Origin of the sequence: Psychrobacter sp. P2G3 (genome assembly GCF_001593285.1) — a bacterium.
In the GTDB taxonomy this organism is placed as follows: domain Bacteria; phylum Pseudomonadota; class Gammaproteobacteria; order Pseudomonadales; family Moraxellaceae; genus Psychrobacter.
Window position 1 is genome coordinate 2,118,507 of sequence record NZ_CP012529.1, and the last position, 18,084, is coordinate 2,136,590.

Below are 18,084 nucleotides of genomic sequence, written 5' to 3' on the forward strand. Positions count from 1 at the left end.
GCTTAGATATAGGACGAGATTAAAATATACAACTGAACCAAATATCGCAACCCCATAGGCTTTGCAATCATAGGTGTGCCCTTGTTATATTCTCCGCTTTACCAAAGCATTCGTTTGATTTTATTTGGTGCCTTGAGCTTGACCGGCTTGACTGTGAGCGCTGCTACAGTAATGAGCGATGATAAGCAGGCAGCACCGTTAATCTCTGACAGCCCTAGTATTGCTAGTGCTCCTACCAAAGAATACAGCAATAGCTATAGTAATGAGTTAAGCACTAGACCAAAGACGAATTTGGCCTCTTCAACCACTATTGAGCTTGCCAACTCTGAGCAAATTGCTGTCGCGCCGATTAGCAATCAGACTAAAGATACCAGTTATAACTTAACTTCTAGCGATGATTTCAATTCTAATAGTGATTTCAACTCTAATAACAAATTAACTGCTGATAATGTAATTACTGAAACTGACACCACAGCTGCGCTGCCAATAACTGAAACTACTCAAAACCTAGCTCTTGAAGCAGAGCGATCATTCAATAAAAGCGATAATAAGAGTTCAACGCAGACACGTCAAAATACGAATAAGAATTCAGCAATTGATAACAATCGTCTTAATCTTAATGATGAAAGTGTTCAAGACAGTCTGATGCGTTTAGCAGAATTTTATGAGCTGACTCCAGATACTGATCCGTCAACTTTAAGAAATAATGACAATACTATAAACTCTGAACAGACTACTAGCTCTGAACAAGACGGTATTCAAAATACGCTAACGCCTACGCCGCAAACCATTCCAAAAGTAGGTGAAAACTTAAGGCTACTTCCAAGGGTCGTAGATAGCGCTCAGCGCTGTGAAGGCCAATGGGTTAATCCTAAACGTAATCCTAATTACCAGCGCGCAGTAAATGAAGCAGGTGGACAGGCAAATACCAATCTTAACGGCGTTCCTAATAATCAAGCGCCACTGTTTGCGGAGTCTGATTACGGCTACTACGATAATGTAGATTATGCTGAGCTATCAGGCAACGTCATTATCGACCAAGGCACTCAGCATATCGAAGCCGATAAAGTCGTGCTTGATTTGACCAATGGCGTTGCTGCTGCGCAAGGCAAAGTGATGTTTACTGACCAAGCCACTGGCAATGGCAACACTCGAAATAATGGTAAAGTTGGTATTACGAACAAGGCTGCACAGGGTGGTCTCATCGGTGTTGCAGATAACTTGGCTTATAATACTGAGACTGGACAATCAACTGCTGATGAAGTGGCTTTTGCCAGTGTGGAATTGCAAGCACATGGCTACGCCAAGCGTTTGAATCGACCTAACGACACTCAGTATGAGCTTGATGAGGTGATGTTCAGCACCTGTCCGCCCACAAATCGCAAGTGGCAATTCGATGCTAAAAGCATTGATCTAGATACTGAGACTGGGCGCGGTGAAGCTTATAATACTACCTTTCGTATCGCTGATGTACCTGTCTTCTATTTACCTTACTTCAACTTTCCTATCGACAGCCGCCGTAGTAGTGGATTCTTATTACCTAGCGCGAGTATCGGTAGCGAAAGTGGTCTCGAAATCGACATCCCTTATTATTTTAATTTAGCACCTAACTATGATGCCACGTTAAATACCCATCTCTATACCAATCGTAATCCGATGCTCTCAGGTGAATTCCGTTATTTAACTGAGCAATATGGCGAAGGTATCTTTAACGGCTCATATTTACCTAATGACAAAGAGTATGACGATGAGGATCGGAGTAGCTTTTTCTATGATCATTATTGGTCATCGAATAGCATTCCACGTTTGAGTGGTGATGCGAAGTACAGTTATGTGTCTGACGAAGACTACCTTAACGACTTTGATACGCTGGGTTTATCAGACAATACGTTGAACCTGCCAAGACGTGCCCGACTTAATTATTATAATGATTATGTTAATGGTGAGCTAAAACTTGAAACGTTCCAAACGCTCAGTGCATTTACTAACGCAGGCGATGCGCTAGAAGATAAAGATAAGCCCTACTCACGTCTACCACAGTTATCATTAAATTACCGTCTACCATGGTTAGATGCCTTTGATATTACTGGCGTTCACGACTCAGCTTACTTCAAAAAATCCATTGATGATGGTTCTGAAGATGAAAAGAGCGGTGTACGTGTCTATAACAAGTTAAGCACTACTTATCCGATTGAAGCTGCATGGGGTTATGTAAAACCCAAGCTTAGCCTGCAACACCTGTACACCTCGTATGATCAAGATAGCTTAGAGGATAACCAATTAAATAAAGAGGACGGTAATCAATCAGTATTTGTACCACAAGCTAGTATTGATGCTGGTCTGCACTTTTATCGCCCTGGTTCACCATTTGGTGCCTTCGACGATACAATGGGCGGCTATCAGCTACTTAGTCCGCGTCTAAAATATACTTACTCACCATTTGAAGACCAAAACGATATTCCTAACTTCAATACTCGTATTGCGTCTATTAACTATGAACAGCTATTTTCGGACAGTTGGTTCTTAGGACATGATCGCTTGCAAGACTTGCATGCCATTACTCCAGGTATCAATTATCGTTACATCGACGCAACGGGTGTGACACGTTTTGATGGTAGCATTGCAGAGCAGTTCTATTATGGTGATGGGCGCGTCACTCTTGATGATCAGACGCCAGTATTTAACACCTCATCATCTGGAATGGTATGGAATGCTAGCACCCAACCTTACAATAACGTATGGGTTGATGTTAGTGGCGCTTTAAATAACAGCTACGACCTCAATTATCTTACGACAGAGCTACGCTATCAGCCGTCAGATAATAGCTTATTTAACGTCGGTTTTGTCAAACGCCAGCGTGATGAAAATACTGATCAATTGCCATTATCTGCATTTACAGCATCGGCAATTTTCCCTGTTAATAACAGTTGGCGCGTGTTGGCACAAGGACAATACGATTATCGTAGTGATAAAATGCTAGATGCACTCGTCGGTATTGATTATGAAGACTGCTGTATTGGTTTTGCAGTTTATGGTCGCCGCTACTATAATGATTTAAACCTTAAAGAGAAACCTACGCAAGCGATTATGGCAGAGATTAGGCTCAACGGGCTTGGCAGTGGTAGCAGTCGTCTCACCCGCTTACTTGCGGATAAGGTCTTAGGCTTTGAGCCAGTACAAACTGCTTGGAAAGATTAGCAGAAATTTTTAGAGATATTGATTTAGCAGTCTTAAATTAACGAGCGATAATGTAGTAATTGAAGCAATTCAATAGACTAAACAATCACGTAATAACATTGTGGGCAAGAGTATTCAATATATGATTATTTGTAATGTAACCTGCGAATAATTATGAAGATCATTGCCCAAACACCATCCGATGCGATGACATTGATGAGGAGCATCATGAGATTTTTTTCTTTACGTCAGACCAGCCGTGCTGTACTAATTTCTATGGGTATGAGCGCAGGCATTTTAATAAGCTTTAGTAGTCAAGCAGCAACTGTTAAACCTGCAAATGCGCAACCAAACGTTGCAACTGCTAGTCAAAACAACAATGCTCGCTTAACGCCTGCTAATAGTACTGACGGTATTATTGCTCTAGTCAATGATAACGCTATCTTAAAAAGCGACTTAGTCGATGCTATTGCTCAAACCCAAGCACGTGCGCAAGCAGCTGGCGAGCCTATCGCCAATTCAGCGCAATTGCAGTCTGAGGTATTAAATGCATTGATTCTACGTGAGTTGCAACTCTCGTTAATCAATCGTGTCGGTCTCAAGGCCGATGAAGCAGCCATCAATCAACGTCTTGCACAAATTGCTCAGTCTGAAGGACTCGGTAGTATTAGCGCTCTACAGCAACGTCTAGATGCCAATCAAGCAGGAAGCTATGCCGCTTTACGTTCACAACTGATTGAAGACGCTGCTATTCAGTCTTTGCAACAGCGCCAAATCACCAGCCGTGTACGTATCAGTGAGCAAGATATTGATGCGTTTTTGAACTCTCCGGAAGCCAAGCGCCTAAATCAAAGTGAATATCAAACTATTCACGTTCGCGTACCGTATATAGATGACTATAGTCGCTTATCTGAAGCTCAACGTAGTGAGGCGCTAAAAGTCGCTCAAGTATTACGTACTCGTCTACAAGCGCCAAATGTCGATGTTGAAGCTGCTGTAGCCGCAGCCCAAGGCAGCTATCCAATTCCGCTACAAGGTGGCGATATGGGTTTTCATAAAGCTGCTGCTCTGCCCATAGAGCTCTCTAGCGAGATTACTAAGCTTGAAGTTGGTGCCGTTAGCGCTCCACTAGTGACCCCTGAAGGCATTGATATTATTAAACTGGCTAATAAAAAAGCTAGTGACACTATGATTATACCGCAGTGGCATGCTCGTCATATATTGGTCAAAGTGGATGAGCTACAAACTGATGCACTTGCTGAACAGAAGATTAACGATCTATATGATCAGCTACGTAAAGGTGCAGATTTTGCAGATCTAGCATCAACTTATTCAGATGACCCAGGTTCAGCGGGACGTGGCGGTGATCTTGATTGGGTAAGCGAAGAAGATATGGTTGGCCCATTTGAAGCTGTTATGAAAAACACTACCGTTGGTGATTATTCTGCACCCTTTAAGACTCAGTTTGGTTGGCATATTTTAAAAGTCGAAGGTAAACGCCAACAGGATGTCAGCGAGCAGTATCGCCGCAATATGGCTCGTCAAGCACTGTATCAACGCTTAGCACCACAAGCCCAAGAAGATTGGTTACAAGAATTACGTGCTGGTGCTTACATCCAAGTGCTTAATTGATATCTAGATATCATATTTTTAGCTTAAGTTACAGCTGATAGATTTTTAAGGGCATATACAGATGTATATGCCCTTTTTATTATTTTAAAATCTGTTTATAGCAATTAAATTTTTAATTAATCATTAATAAACCTCAATGTTTTTTACGCTCCGCAAGTCGCTTATTGTATGCTAGTATTATTACAACCAACTAGAGTTTGGTTTTGTTGGTTTCTTGTTAACTTAAATCCTTTTATAGCTGTTTGTACTATTCCTAACCATTATTCACAATAACTGTAACAATCAGCTGATGTTTGGTAAATATAATGCTCCAACAGTTTACTAAGCCCAAGTAGTTTTTCATTAATCTCATTACCATAAATGAAAAATCTTACGAGGTAGCATTTTAGAGACTGTCATGAATATTATAAATATAAAAACACTGCATCGCAGTGCCTCTTTTACACCTCCATAATCATATTTGATATTTAGGATACATAAACGTGGACAATAAATTAACTGGTAGCGACTTAACTCGAGCGATGTTAGATCGTGGCGATAAACAGATTTGGTGTGCAGTAGACGATGATAGTGATGAGCGTGCTATTAGCGATCAAATTGATAATGACTTTACAGCTCGTATTGTGTCTTTTCGCGATGGAAAATTTTTCTGTACCGCTGGGATGACATGGTTGTACGCTGTACCCATCAAAATCAGTGTACTTACTCAAGAAGAAGTGGGTTTGTAATTACAACTGGCTTAACTAACAATTGAAGTAACCTATCTTATTTCAAAGAGATGATTGTGGGTGAGATAAACGTGCTTGAAAATCATTATTGCTTTTAAAGGTATATGCAAATGCATATGCTTTTTATATTTAGAGCTACTGTATTTAGTTTGGTAGAACCCTATCATTTAACGAAATAGTACACAAAGAAAAGCCCCGAACCTAGGGCGATTGGTTCGGGGCTTTAACGCTTCATATTGTTATTATTATTGTTTCTTCCTTCGCGACTCATCCTAAGTCACAAACAGTAGCCTATAAGAGAGCGGGCTAACCTGTTCTTGTATTGCTACTGTCTCAACACCGCATCCTTGCCTATCCTTGTGTTGATGGTGCTATTGTATTGGAATCATATATGAGTAGCTAGAGGCTAAAAACCCTATTTGTTGTACGCTTTAGCTTACATTTATCCGCCTAACTGAATAGAAAGAATAGCTGCGCGCTAAACGATGATGTTAACTAAAATCCGCCTGTTCTTCTGCATGCTCTTTTGAGACTTTGGTTCCTTCCTTTTTGCCTTCTTCAATTTTGTTTTCTGTTTCTTTGATATCTTCAGTTTGAGCGGTAGGAGCATTTTGTTCCTGCTTACTCGCCTCTTCTGGTTCGTACTGTAAAGTAGTCATAACAGGGAAATGATCAGAGCCAATAGAAGGCATACGCTGAATATCAACCACGGTAAAGCAAGCACTATGAAATATATGATCTAGTGCCCAGCGCAAAAACGGATATTTGACATGAAAGGTATTAATAAAATGTCGACCGATACGCGGATCTAATAAACCTGAAATGCGTTGAAAACGGCGGGTCGTCTTTGACCATGCTACATCATTGAGATCACCCGCTAATATCGCGGTTTGATCATTATCTTTGATGTGTTTGCCAACCATAAGTAGCTCAGCATCACGGGTAGTTGACTTATCTGCTTCCGTCGGACTTGGCGGCATCGGGTGCAAACAATACAACCAAATAACTCGACCACTTTGCAGGCGCAGCTGCGTATGAATAGAGGGTATATCATCTATCATTAAATATTTAACTTTAGGATCTATCAGCTCAAGCTTAGAATATAGATGCATACCATACAGATTGTCTAGCGGTACTTTTACAGTATAAGGATAATCTACCTCAATTTGATGTAGAGCTTTTTCCCACTTCTCATCACTCTCCAACGTAATCAAAATATCAGGCTGTCTTTGATTAACCAAATCGACCAATTTTTGTGTTTTATCATTGGGCGTAAGGACGTTTGATACCATTATTTTAAGCTGATGGGCTTGCCCTTCTGGCTTGTCTTTTGCATTCTGAACTTCTTTTTTCCAAAGCTTAGTATATGGTAATACCATTCTGAGCTGAAAAGCCAAAGTAAGACTTAGAGCTATAAATAACAACCATTGTCCTAACTGCCAGTCTGGCCAAAACATTAACATGCTAACCCATGCAATGACGCCCAGTACCATTATCTGAATACGGGGAAATTCAACACCTCGCACCCACCAATTATCAAGAGGCAACCAACCCCATATCGTTACAAATGCGATAAACCCTGCTAACCACTGTGCGCCATAATATAATAGGGAGAGATCCATAGTATGTATTAACCGTTTATTAAATTGATGGTTGAAGTGATAATTATATCCGTCATCATTAGATGACAAAAGCCTGTATTCTTCTCATCTAAAGTGATAATAGAAGCCTACTTTAGCATTTCATAAGACTATAGCCTACTATTGAACATTAATTAAGCCTAGCCTTCCGTAAAATACTACAATTTTGACCCCTACCATAAATAAAGAGCTAAACATTTAACCCCATTTTAACTCAATACTATTAAAGATTAGTAAATCTAATGAATATTATTACAATAGCAATAACTAAAAGTTATAATTATCATAATTAATAGTGAATAGAAAATGCTTAGAATTAGTTAAAAATCCTTGCTTTTTATAACTATTCACGGCATTGTTATTGGTTGGCGATGCAATAAATAATTGTAAGAAGGATTAAGTTTCATGAGTAATTTAACAGTAGGTTTGGTAGGCTGGCGCGGTATGGTTGGGTCAGTATTGATACAACGTATGCAGGAAGAAAATGACTTCGACGGTATCACACCCGTATTTTTTTCAACCAGTAACGCTGGTGGTAATGCGCCAAGCTTTGATGGTATTAAGACCAGCCAACTAAAAGATGCTCATGATATTGCAGCACTAAGTGATTGTGATGTAATTATTACCTGCCAAGGTGGCGACTATACCTCAAAAGTACACCAACCATTGCGTGAAAATGGCTGGAATGGCTATTGGATTGATGCGGCAAGCACATTACGCATGGAAGACGATAGTATTATCATTCTTGATCCAGTCAATCGTACTGTTATTGATAGTGCCTTAGCTAACGGCAAAAAAGACTTTATCGGTGGCAACTGTACGGTGTCACTGATGCTAATGGCTATCGGTGAGTTATTTAACAAAGGCTGGGTCGAATGGGTCAGTGCCATGACTTATCAAGCAGCGAGTGGCTCAGGCGCAAACAATATGCGTGAGTTAATTAATGGTATGGGCGTACTACATGATGCTGTCAAAGACGAGCTGGCTGATCCTGCAAGCGCCATCCTTGAAATCGATAAAAAAATCGCCCAAACTCAACGCTCGGACGACTTTCCTAAGCAATACTTTGGCGTACCATTAGCCGGTAGTTTGATCCCCTATATTGATGCGCAACTAGAAAACAAGCAGTCACGTGAAGAGTGGAAAGGCGGCGTTGAAACCAATAAAATTCTTGGCAACTCTGAAGCTAACAACATTCCTATCGATGGCATGTGTGTGCGCATTGGTGCAATGCGCTGTCATGCACAAGGTCTAACTATTAAGCTAAAAAAAGATATTCCGTTAGAAGAAATTGAAGCAGCACTGAAAAACAGTGGCAATGAGTGGTTAGATTTGGTCGAAGATAATAAGGAAGCCACCATGAATCGCTTAACACCAGTGGCAGTAACGGGTACTTTGACAGTGGCATTAGGGCGCTTGCGTAAGCTTAATATGGGTCCTGAATATCTAGGGGCCTTTACGGTTGGCGACCAACTATTATGGGGTGCAGCTGAACCATTACGCCGTATGCTAAACATCATCCGTGAGCAAAACAGCTAAGATTATTCCTCTAAAAGTCAAATACGAAAAAGACAGCGCTTGCTGTCTTTTTTTATGGGTATATCATTTCCAAAAATGTGAGTAGCACGGAAAACGAGTATAGGTATTATATTTGGTAGACTTAGCAAATTCGACACTGCTAGTCATATGCTTTGAAGCTAGTATTATTTTGGCTGATAAGCGATCATAACTTCATTGCGGCGCATAAATGGCAGCGTCCATGGCGGATTATAGCGTGCTAATTCAGGAACTCCAGTCATTTCCAATTTCTGTGTATTCATCCAAGACTGCAACTCCTGCGTTTTTTCTGCTACCTTTTTACTGCCTGCCAACCCTGAGAATTTAATAACGCCATAAGTCTGCGCGGGTATTTCTTTAATCGTGATGTTTGAATTATTTGGTTTAGGCAATGTTTGCATTGTATATTGGCTTGGCATAGTAAATTGCACGCGCCATTTACCATCGGCTTGTTGCATATTTACTGGTGCAGTCATGGCAATTTTCTGTGATTCATCGCTACCTTTTTTAACTTCAGGCTGCATGGTAACGGGAGCCGTCATACTAACCTTGCTACTTTCCCCGCTTGGCGCGGTATTATTGCCAAAGATGTAATCTGCTAATATCTTAAATCCTTCGCGGCTGGCAGCGTCTTGATCACCTGTTACCCAAGTCTGCGCCACCAGCTGCTCATCGTAACGACGCAATTCAAAATCATCAATTTGTGACAAAACGGTATAGTCTGGCTCTTCGGTAGCCATAGCTGCTCCTGATATAAATAATAAGCTGCTTAGTAGTAAACAGATTGCTTTGGTCATATTATGTCTCCACTATTCAAAAGCAGTGCTTGACGGCTTTTGTTAGTACCATACTTCATTACCTCGTTTTCTACTTTAACAAGCATTAAGTTGCGCTGTCTGTATCTTTTGGTTGTAGCTGGACAATATCAAATACCTATATTGATGACCCATAAACATCTATGTCCAAAAAATGGCTAACAATGCTATAATTAGCGCCATTTTCATAGCTTAAATAGCGATTATTATATGCAATTTGTCTTACATAAAACGGCCAGCGGCGAGACGCGTGCACGCCGTGGTACAGTTCATCTTAATCATGGCGACGTGCAAACGCCTGCCTTTATGCCCGTTGGTACTTATGGTACGGTCAAAGGTATGCTGCCACGTGATATTGAAGCCATTGGCGCTGATATCGTGTTAGGTAACACCTTCCACTTATGGCTACGTCCAGGTACCGAAGTTATCGATAAATTCGGTGGCTTGCACAAATTTATGCATTGGAATAAGCCTATCCTAACCGATTCGGGTGGTTTCCAAGTATTTAGCCTTGGCGCAATGCGTAAAATTACTGAAGAAGGGGTCGACTTCAAATCCCCTATTGATGGTGCTAAGGTATTTTTATCACCAGAAAAATCGATGCAGATTCAGTACAGTTTGAACTCAGATATCGTCATGCAGTTTGATGAGTGTACGCCCTATCCTGCTACTCATGATGAAGCCAAAAAATCTTTAGAGCTATCACTACGTTGGGGACAGCGCTGCGTTGACGAGCATAACAGATTAGGCAGTACCAATGCCCTATTCGGCATCATCCAAGGCAGTATGTACCCAGATTTGCGCAAGCAATCACTTGAAGGTCTACTAGAGATTGGTTTCGATGGTTATGCAATAGGTGGTCTGTCTGTTGGTGAGCCAAAAGATGAGATGATGGATGTTTTAGATTATATGCCAGATGCGATGCCAGCAGACAAGGCACGTTATCTCATGGGTGTTGGTAAGCCTGAAGATATTGTTGAAGCAGTGCGCCGAGGTGTCGATATGTTTGACTGCGTCATGCCGACTCGTAACGCCCGTAACGGTCATTACTTCGTCACAGGCGACACAGACAATGCTGGTGTGGTACGTATCCGTAATAGCCAGTATCGTAACGATGAAGGCCCATTAGATCCTGAGTGCGACTGCTATACTTGCCAAAACTTTAGCCGTGCCTATTTATATCATCTTAATAAGTGCAAAGAGATGCTAGGCGCTCAATTAGCAACGATTCATAACTTACGTTATTACCAGCGTTTGATGCAAGGTATCAGAGACGCTATTGAACAAGACATCTTCGATGAGTTCGTTAGTGAGTTTTACAGTAAGCGCGGTCAAACGGTTCCTGAGCTAAACCTGCGCTAATCATAGTTTTTGAGATTGGCACGCATAAAAAAGGGCTTAAGATAATTCTTAAGCCCTTTTTTACTACTTACCAATTTTATGACTTAACACGCGCAAGCTCTAACCTATTAGCGTGGTAATAAATACTACAACCACGGCAATCGGAGCAACAAATTTAGCCACTACTTGCCAAAGCTGCCAAGCACCATTGGACAAGCCAAGCTCCTGCTGGATACTATTCTGATCCATTTTCCAACCAAGGAATACGATCGCTGCAAGACCTGTTAAAGGTAACATGAATTTACTAGTGATTTTGTCTAGAATATCAAAGATACCATTACCCATAATAGTAAAATCAGACCATAGGTTAAATGATAACAGTGCAGCAATACCTAGCAGCCAAATTACCGTACTTGCCACAATAGTCGATACAGTACGACTCATTGAAGTGCGCTCTTCTAGAAACTCAACTGTCGGCTCAAGTAATGAGATTGACGAAGTTACTGCAGCAAAAGTAATCAATAAGAAGAACAAAGTACCAATAATAGTACCAGCGCCCATACTACCAAAAGCAATCGGTAGGCTTACAAAGATAAGTCCAGGACCTGAAGCAGGATCAAGACCATTGCTAAAGATGATTGGGAAGATTGCTAGCCCAGCAGCCAAAGCAATAACTGTATCGAGAATAACAACAGTACGTGCCGTTTTGAGTAAGTTCACTTCACGACCCAGATATGAGCCATAAGCAACCATGATACCCATACCAATAGATAGCGTAAAGAAGGCATGACCTAATGCTGCGAGCATCACATCAGCAGTCAACTTGCTAAGGTCTGGGGCAAACAAATAGCTAACTGCCTCGCCAAAACCGCCATTCATAACGTTGTAACCAACGATAACGAATAAAATAACACCTAATAGCGGCATTAAAATCTTAGCAGTATTTTCAATACCCCTAGTCACACCTATACCAACGATCAAAGCAGTAATGATCATAAATACGGTATGCCAAATCGTCAACGTACCTGCTGAAGCTAGCATAGCATCGAAGGTTGCAGCGACAGAATCACTATCTTGACCTGTAAAACTTCCTGTACCTACTTTAGTAATATAGTTAAGTGCCCACCCACCAATAACGCTATAAAACGATAAAATTAAGAAGCCACCTAAAATACCAGTAGCACCAACAATACCCCAACTACGTGATTTGCCTTCGCTTGCTGCTACATCCGCAAAAGAGTTAATAGGGTTTTTTTGGCCACGGCGACCGATTAACCATTCGGCTACTAAGATTGGAAAACCAACCAACGCGATACAGAACAAGTAAGCAATAACAAAAGCTGAACCACCGCTTTCACCGACCATATATGGAAATTTCCATATATTTCCTAAACCAACTGCTGATCCTACTGCTGCCAGTACAAAGCCAAAGCTTGAGCTCCATTGAGCATGTTCTTTTTTATTGATAGCCATTTTTCTTTCCTCGTGCTTCACTTAATGCTGTCCATAATCATCCCTGATTATTATAAATAGTTATAATTAATATCAAGCTATTTAGTCAACGCATCAATGTGACGCGCTCAGCAACATTAAGAAAGAATTGTTTACAATACCGTAAACGCTCAGTTTCTGCTAAGCGGCCAAAAAAGTCAAGTAGTCATAAACATAAAAAGCCATAACAATTATGTATGGCTCGTTTAAATACTGGGGTTGATATAAAAGGATTTAGTGACTTGGTAGTACTATGCTAACGTACCACTCCACGTTTACTATGCTGCAACGAGTCAATGAGCAACTGGATTTTTGGCTCTTTTGGTAGTAAATCTTCCTGTAGAACTTTAAGAGATTGTACAGTCGTTAGCCCAGATCTAAATATAGTGAGATAAGCTTGGCGTAATGCATCAATGGTCTGTTGTGACCAGCCCTTGCGACGCATGCCTTCGATATTAAGTCCATGCGCATGTGCTGGGTTACCTGATACCATAGTAAAGGCAGCAACATCTTTTAAGATTAAGCTAGCACCGCCGACTAAACTATAATCATCTACTCGGCAAAACTGATGTATACCTGAGTTACCACCTATAACCGTATTGTTACCAATAGTCACATGTCCTGCAATACCCACATTATTTGCGACAACATTATGATCGCCTATTAAGCAATCATGAGCGACATGGGTATTAACCATGAATAAATTATGACTGCCAATTTTGGTCAAACCTTTATCTTGCACGGTACCGCGATGCAAGCTACAAGCTTCACGAATACTATTATGGTCACCAATCTCAAGCCAAGTGCGCTCACCAGCGTACTTCAAATCTTGTGGGTTCTCACCGATACTTGCAAACTGAAAGATCTCATTATGTTTACCAATACGCGTTAGTTTAGTCACTACCACATGACGATGCAAAATGGTGTGCGCACCTATCGTTACCTCATCACCAACGATACAATATGGTCCGATAATTGCTGTCTCATCAATCGTAGCAGATGGTGAGATGAGCGCTGTGGGATGAATCTGACTCATAATGCAGGCCTTTGTATCATTTGATGCGAGTAAATGGTAAAACAGATAGTCTAGCCTTAATGATAATGCTAATACTAATTCCGATCATAAATATGATTATTAATGATTATTCTCATCGCCAGTATTGACGTCAATCTTTAAACACGCTAGCCAATTATTAATTTAAAAGCAATTAGTATTACTAGCTCTTTATTGCTCTTGACGAGCTATCATCACCTGAGCACTAGCAGCCAGCTCATCTTCAACGTGTACTGTACAATCGAACTTATAGATACCATGCTTTTGCATCACTGTTTTGGCGCGGATAATTAGCTGATCACCAGGAATCACTCGGCGTTTAAAACGAACCTTGTCAACCCCTGCAAACAGATATAAATAACCATCTTCGGCAGTTAGACCTGCACTAATAAAGCCTAACACCCCTGAAACTTGAGCCATAGACTCAACCATTAACACCCCTGGCATAATAGGCTCGTCAGGGAAGTGACCATTAAAAAACTCTTCATTGATGGTCACATTTTTGATACCAGTAATACATTCACCAGGCTTACAAGCGGTGATTTTATCGACCAACATAAACGGATAACGATGTGGCAGATAGTGCTTGAGCGTATGATAAGTCAACGGCAGTGTTAAGCCTTGTTCAGATAGTGTTTTGATGTCTTCATCATTTAAAGTATCTATATCTGTGGCGCTCATAATGGGGCTTCCTTGCTTTTTTTGCGTACTGTTTATGATTAATAGTGTTGTTTATTTTGGTGTTAGCTATTATTGTATTGACAATATTGTTGATAGTTAAAATTCGATGTATTTAACCATCACCTAATTGCTTAAAGCGTACTGCTGCCCGTCGCCACTTAGCGGTTGGCATTGCTGACGTCCCTGACGAATAAGAACCAGCAACTTTAATAGACTTAGTCACCATGGTCATGCCTGATAAAGTAACATCATCTGTGATTTCAATATGACCAGTAATACCTACTGCCCCGCCAATAATGCAGCGCTTGCCAATAGTAGTACTACCAGCGATACCTGTATTGGCAGCGATAGCGGTTCCCGCACCAATGCGGACGTTATGTGCGACCTGTACTAAATTATCAATAATCACGTGATCGCCGATAACGGTATCATCAATTGCCCCACGGTCAATACAGGTATTACTACCGATACGTACATGGTTTCCAATTATCACACGGCCAAGCTGTGCAATACGCTCCCAACCACTGCTGCTCGGATCTCGCGTCGGTGCAAAACCAAATCCTTCAGAACCAACTTTAACACCTGCATGTAGTCTAACATAATCGCCAATAATACAGTCATGTCCAACAACGACTTGCGACTTAAACACGCTGTCAGTACCAATATGTGTATGTGCTTCAATGACTACATGAGCCTCCAAACAACTACGCGCACCGATATGTACATTTTCACCAATCACGCAATGAGGACCAATTTGAACATCGGCCCCGATTACCGCGCTATTAGCAATAACTGCTGTTGGGTGAATACCATTACTCAATATACGACGCGCAAAAAGCTGACTACTAGTAGCATAAGCTAAATAAGGTGACGCTACGACTAGTGCTATGGTTGATAGTGGAACTTGCATGCGATATTGTTCAGTAACGAGAACCGCGCCAGCCTGACTAGACGCCAGACTAGATATATAATGTGGGTCTGCTAAGAAGCTCAGCTGCATGCTATTCGCATCAGTCAGACTACCGACACCATCTAAAGACTGACATAATTGGGCAGCACTAAACTCAGCTTTATTTAATACTGGCTGGCGCTGCTCAATTTGGAAGATAAGTTGTTCAATCGTTATCATAATTAGCGTTAATATGATTAATAAAAATAAAACTGGCGCCAAGCTGGAATTTCAGTTTAGCAACCAATTAAAATAATAGGGATAAAGCAGTACCAATACCTATCTTTAAGAGCCACTTCAATATGGAGTGACTCTTAAATAATAAGCCTGACTAGAACGTGCTACCAATCTGGAATTGGACTTTCTCAGTCTCGTCGTTCTCTTTATCACCGATGGGTACAGCGTAACTAAGAGAGATTGGACCGATTGGTGTGTACCAAGTAATACCAGCGCCCGCACTAAAACGTAAATCATTGTCTTGCGTGAGAAGCGGTACACCCGTGTCTTTATTATTGTTAGCTGGATCTAAGAAAGTGCGATCTTCTTTATCGGTAGTATCAAACACTTGTCCACCTTCAGCGAATAACACTGGGCGTACTTGGTCTGCCCAATCGCCTTTGAATGGCATCGGCAAGATTAGTTCACTACCAAAGCTTACTAAAGCATTACCACCTACTTCCTCATCTCTAATTCGACTAACACCTTTTACAGCATCATCATAAGCTTTTGATCTAGGACCAAGGGTTGATGCCTCATAACCACGTACAGAACCATAACCACCAGCGTAGAAGTTTTCGTAGAATGGTAAGTCATTACCATAACCAAGTTTGGTATAACCGCGTGCAATCACATCTTTATATACAGGATAGTATAGGTTACCAGTATAGGTCATTTTCTGATAAGTCGTATCGCCAAAGCCTAAGGTTGCATTAACATTATGGCTCATCCCTTTAGTTGGAAATACTGGACGATCTAGCGTACTGTAATCCCAGCCTAATAATAGGTTATAGCTATTGTAGTCGTTTTTGAAACCTGTACGTCCAGAGAACTCATCATTTCCCTCAAAGTTTTCAACCGTACCGCCATCATCGACAAGTTGTTGGACGTTTGATACACCAAGGAAGCGTCCACCACGTACTGACGTATTATCGAAGTTTACTCCAGCACTGACACGCTTGGTTTCATCGACAGGATAACTGTAGTTCAGCGTAGCACCATAAGAGTCAGTAACATAATTACTAACGTTTCTATCATCGTATTTGGTCTCACGATAGTAGGCACTAACACCTTGTGATACACCATTTTCAGTAAAGTACGGATCAGTGTAACCTAAACTATAAGAGTCACGCGTTTCTGAGCGTGATAATGCAGCTTTGACGCGGTTACCAGTACCCATAAAGTTATTTTGAGTAAGATCTAACTGGAACGTTACACCGCCACTTTGCGAATAACCAGCAGCGATCGTTGAGCTACCAGACGGCTGCTCTTCCACAGAATAGTTGATATCGACTTGGTCTGGCTGATTAGGTACTGGCTTTACATCGACATTAACAGCTTTAAAGAAACCCGTACGCATCAAACGTGTACGTGACAGCTGAATTTTATCGTTAGATGCCAATGCACCTTCTAACTGACGCATCTCGCGACGTAGTACTTCATCTTGTGTTTTTATATTGCCATTAAAGTTAATACGGCGTACATAAATAGGACGCGCAGGATCAATATAGTAGTCAATATCAACGACTTTAGTTTCATCATTGATACGTGGCACTGGACGAACCTGAGCTAAATAATAGCCTTCATTACCATAGCGACTTTTGAGCGCGGCAGTAGTCGCATCAAGCTTGGCTTGCGAGTACTGCTCGTTAGATTTGAAAGTAACCAGCTTTTCGAGCTCATCGTTAGCAAATTTCGGCTCACCTAAGAAGTTTATCTCACCAAATTGATACTGCTCGCCTTCGCTTAAGCTGATTTCGATAAACACACTTTTTTTATCTTCACTGATATTAAGCACAGCATTATCGACGTTAAAACGCACGTAACCATCGTTCTGATACAATGCTTTTAAGCTCTCTAAACTAGCTGCTAGCTTCTCTTTAGCATAGCGATCAGATTTAGATAATAGACGTGTCCATGAAGATTCTTTTACAGCAAAAACGTCTTTTATGTCTTCGTCACTAAAGTGCTTATTACCGATAACGTTAATATCGACAACTTTGGCAGGCTTACCTTCGATAAAGCGCACATCTAATTTTACGCGATTACCGTCAAGTAGCGTTTGATCAACCTCGATATTACTATTGTAGTAACCTTGGCTAATATATTGCTGTTGTAGCTCGTTCGCAACACCCTGTAGTGTTGACTGCTTAAGAACATCACCTGCGGATAGACCAGCGTTTTTAAGACCTTGCTCTAAGCCTTCCTTGGGAATGAGCTTATTACCCTCGAAGTTAACTTCAGCGATAATAGGACGTTCGACGACATCAAAACTAAGTTGACTGCCTTCAACACGACTTTGGATATTAGCAAAATTATCAGTTGCATACAGTGCTTTAATACTGGCTGCAAGACTGCTATCTGTAACCGTGTCACCTACTGTAACAGGTAAAACTGGATAAAGACTATCAGGGGTTAGGCGTTGTAGACCATTGAAGCCAATATCGGTGACCACAAAGTTTGCCGCCTGTGCAGGCATACTCATCATCGCTACAACTAACGGCAACCCAGCCGCACTCATAAATAAAGGCGTACGCATAAACACTATCCGTCAATAAAAAACTTGCTTAAGTTAAGTTAAAAAGCGTATTTTGTCTAGCCCAATTAGCACACTGTCTGCGACTTAAACATGGGATGACAGATGACACTTTATATAAAACGCATCATAAAATAAACTAAAAATTACGATTAGTACAGTCGCATCGATGCAGCAACGATGTTAAATCAACCGAATAACCATAACATGATATCTGTGCAGACGTTAGTGTATCGTGCCTTACTTGACAAGTTACACTACATTTAC

12 protein-coding genes are annotated in these 18,084 nt (G+C 41.0%); 5 read left to right on the forward strand and 7 right to left on the reverse strand.

Annotation, left to right across the window (positions count from 1 at the left end):
• The first annotated feature begins 75 nt into the window (after window positions 1-75).
• The 3 genes from lptD (at window position 76) to AK823_RS08580 (ending at window position 5,537) form a co-directional block, all read left to right on the forward strand.
• A complete protein-coding gene (gene lptD / locus AK823_RS08570; protein ID WP_228138834.1) occupies window positions 76-3,198 on the forward strand; it encodes an LPS assembly protein LptD in 3,123 nt (1,040 codons plus the stop codon).
• Window positions 3,199-3,405: 207 nt separating this feature from the next.
• Window positions 3,406-4,809, forward strand: coding sequence for a peptidylprolyl isomerase (locus tag AK823_RS08575; RefSeq protein WP_068328224.1), 1,404 nt, complete (start codon window positions 3,406-3,408; stop codon window positions 4,807-4,809).
• Between the two features lie 482 nt (window positions 4,810-5,291).
• Window positions 5,292-5,537 carry a hypothetical protein gene (locus AK823_RS08580; RefSeq protein WP_068036338.1) on the forward strand — a complete coding sequence of 82 codons (246 nt, stop codon included), beginning with the start codon at window positions 5,292-5,294 and terminating at the stop codon, window positions 5,535-5,537.
• 491 nt (window positions 5,538-6,028) lie between these two features.
• Here the strand turns inward: AK823_RS08580 and AK823_RS08585 are convergent, their stop codons facing one another.
• Window positions 6,029-7,159, reverse strand: a complete 1,131-nt coding sequence (locus AK823_RS08585) for an endonuclease/exonuclease/phosphatase family protein (protein WP_068328226.1) — start codon at window positions 7,157-7,159, stop codon at window positions 6,029-6,031.
• A 423-nt stretch (window positions 7,160-7,582) separates the two neighbouring features.
• Here AK823_RS08585 and asd point away from each other — a divergent pair, with 423 nt between their 5' ends.
• On the forward strand, window positions 7,583-8,716 hold the full coding sequence (gene asd, locus AK823_RS08590; RefSeq protein WP_068036343.1) for an aspartate-semialdehyde dehydrogenase: 1,134 nt from the start codon (window positions 7,583-7,585) through the stop codon (window positions 8,714-8,716).
• A 164-nt stretch (window positions 8,717-8,880) separates the two neighbouring features.
• Here asd and AK823_RS08595 read toward each other — a convergent pair whose 3' ends face one another.
• Window positions 8,881-9,474: a heme-binding protein gene (locus AK823_RS08595; protein ID WP_228138835.1), complete on the reverse strand. Its 594-nt coding sequence runs from the start codon at window positions 9,472-9,474 to the stop codon at window positions 8,881-8,883.
• Window positions 9,475-9,759: 285 nt separating this feature from the next.
• Here AK823_RS08595 and tgt point away from each other — a divergent pair, with 285 nt between their 5' ends.
• Window positions 9,760-10,911 (forward strand): tRNA guanosine(34) transglycosylase Tgt, encoded by a 1,152-nt coding sequence (gene tgt, locus AK823_RS08600; protein ID WP_068328228.1) that lies wholly within the window; start codon window positions 9,760-9,762, stop codon window positions 10,909-10,911.
• 99 nt (window positions 10,912-11,010) lie between these two features.
• Here the strand turns inward: tgt and AK823_RS08605 are convergent, their stop codons facing one another.
• The 5 genes from AK823_RS08605 to bamA all read right to left on the reverse strand — a co-directional run bounded on the left by AK823_RS08605 (window position 11,011) and on the right by bamA (window position 17,820).
• Complete coding sequence (locus AK823_RS08605; protein ID WP_068328229.1) at window positions 11,011-12,363, reverse strand: sodium-dependent transporter; 1,353 nt, start codon at window positions 12,361-12,363, stop codon at window positions 11,011-11,013.
• 274 nt (window positions 12,364-12,637) lie between these two features.
• A complete protein-coding gene (gene lpxA / locus AK823_RS08610; RefSeq protein WP_068328231.1) occupies window positions 12,638-13,417 on the reverse strand; it encodes an acyl-ACP--UDP-N-acetylglucosamine O-acyltransferase in 780 nt (259 codons plus the stop codon).
• Window positions 13,418-13,606: 189 nt separating this feature from the next.
• On the reverse strand, window positions 13,607-14,116 hold the full coding sequence (fabZ, locus tag AK823_RS08615; protein ID WP_068036355.1) for a 3-hydroxyacyl-ACP dehydratase FabZ: 510 nt from the start codon (window positions 14,114-14,116) through the stop codon (window positions 13,607-13,609).
• Between the two features lie 112 nt (window positions 14,117-14,228).
• Complete coding sequence (lpxD, locus tag AK823_RS08620; RefSeq protein ID WP_068328233.1) at window positions 14,229-15,245, reverse strand: UDP-3-O-(3-hydroxymyristoyl)glucosamine N-acyltransferase; 1,017 nt, start codon at window positions 15,243-15,245, stop codon at window positions 14,229-14,231.
• Window positions 15,246-15,396: 151 nt separating this feature from the next.
• Window positions 15,397-17,820 carry an outer membrane protein assembly factor BamA gene (bamA, locus tag AK823_RS08625; RefSeq protein WP_068328235.1) on the reverse strand — a complete coding sequence of 808 codons (2,424 nt, stop codon included), beginning with the start codon at window positions 17,818-17,820 and terminating at the stop codon, window positions 15,397-15,399.
• Window positions 17,821-18,084: the final 264 nt, after the last annotated feature.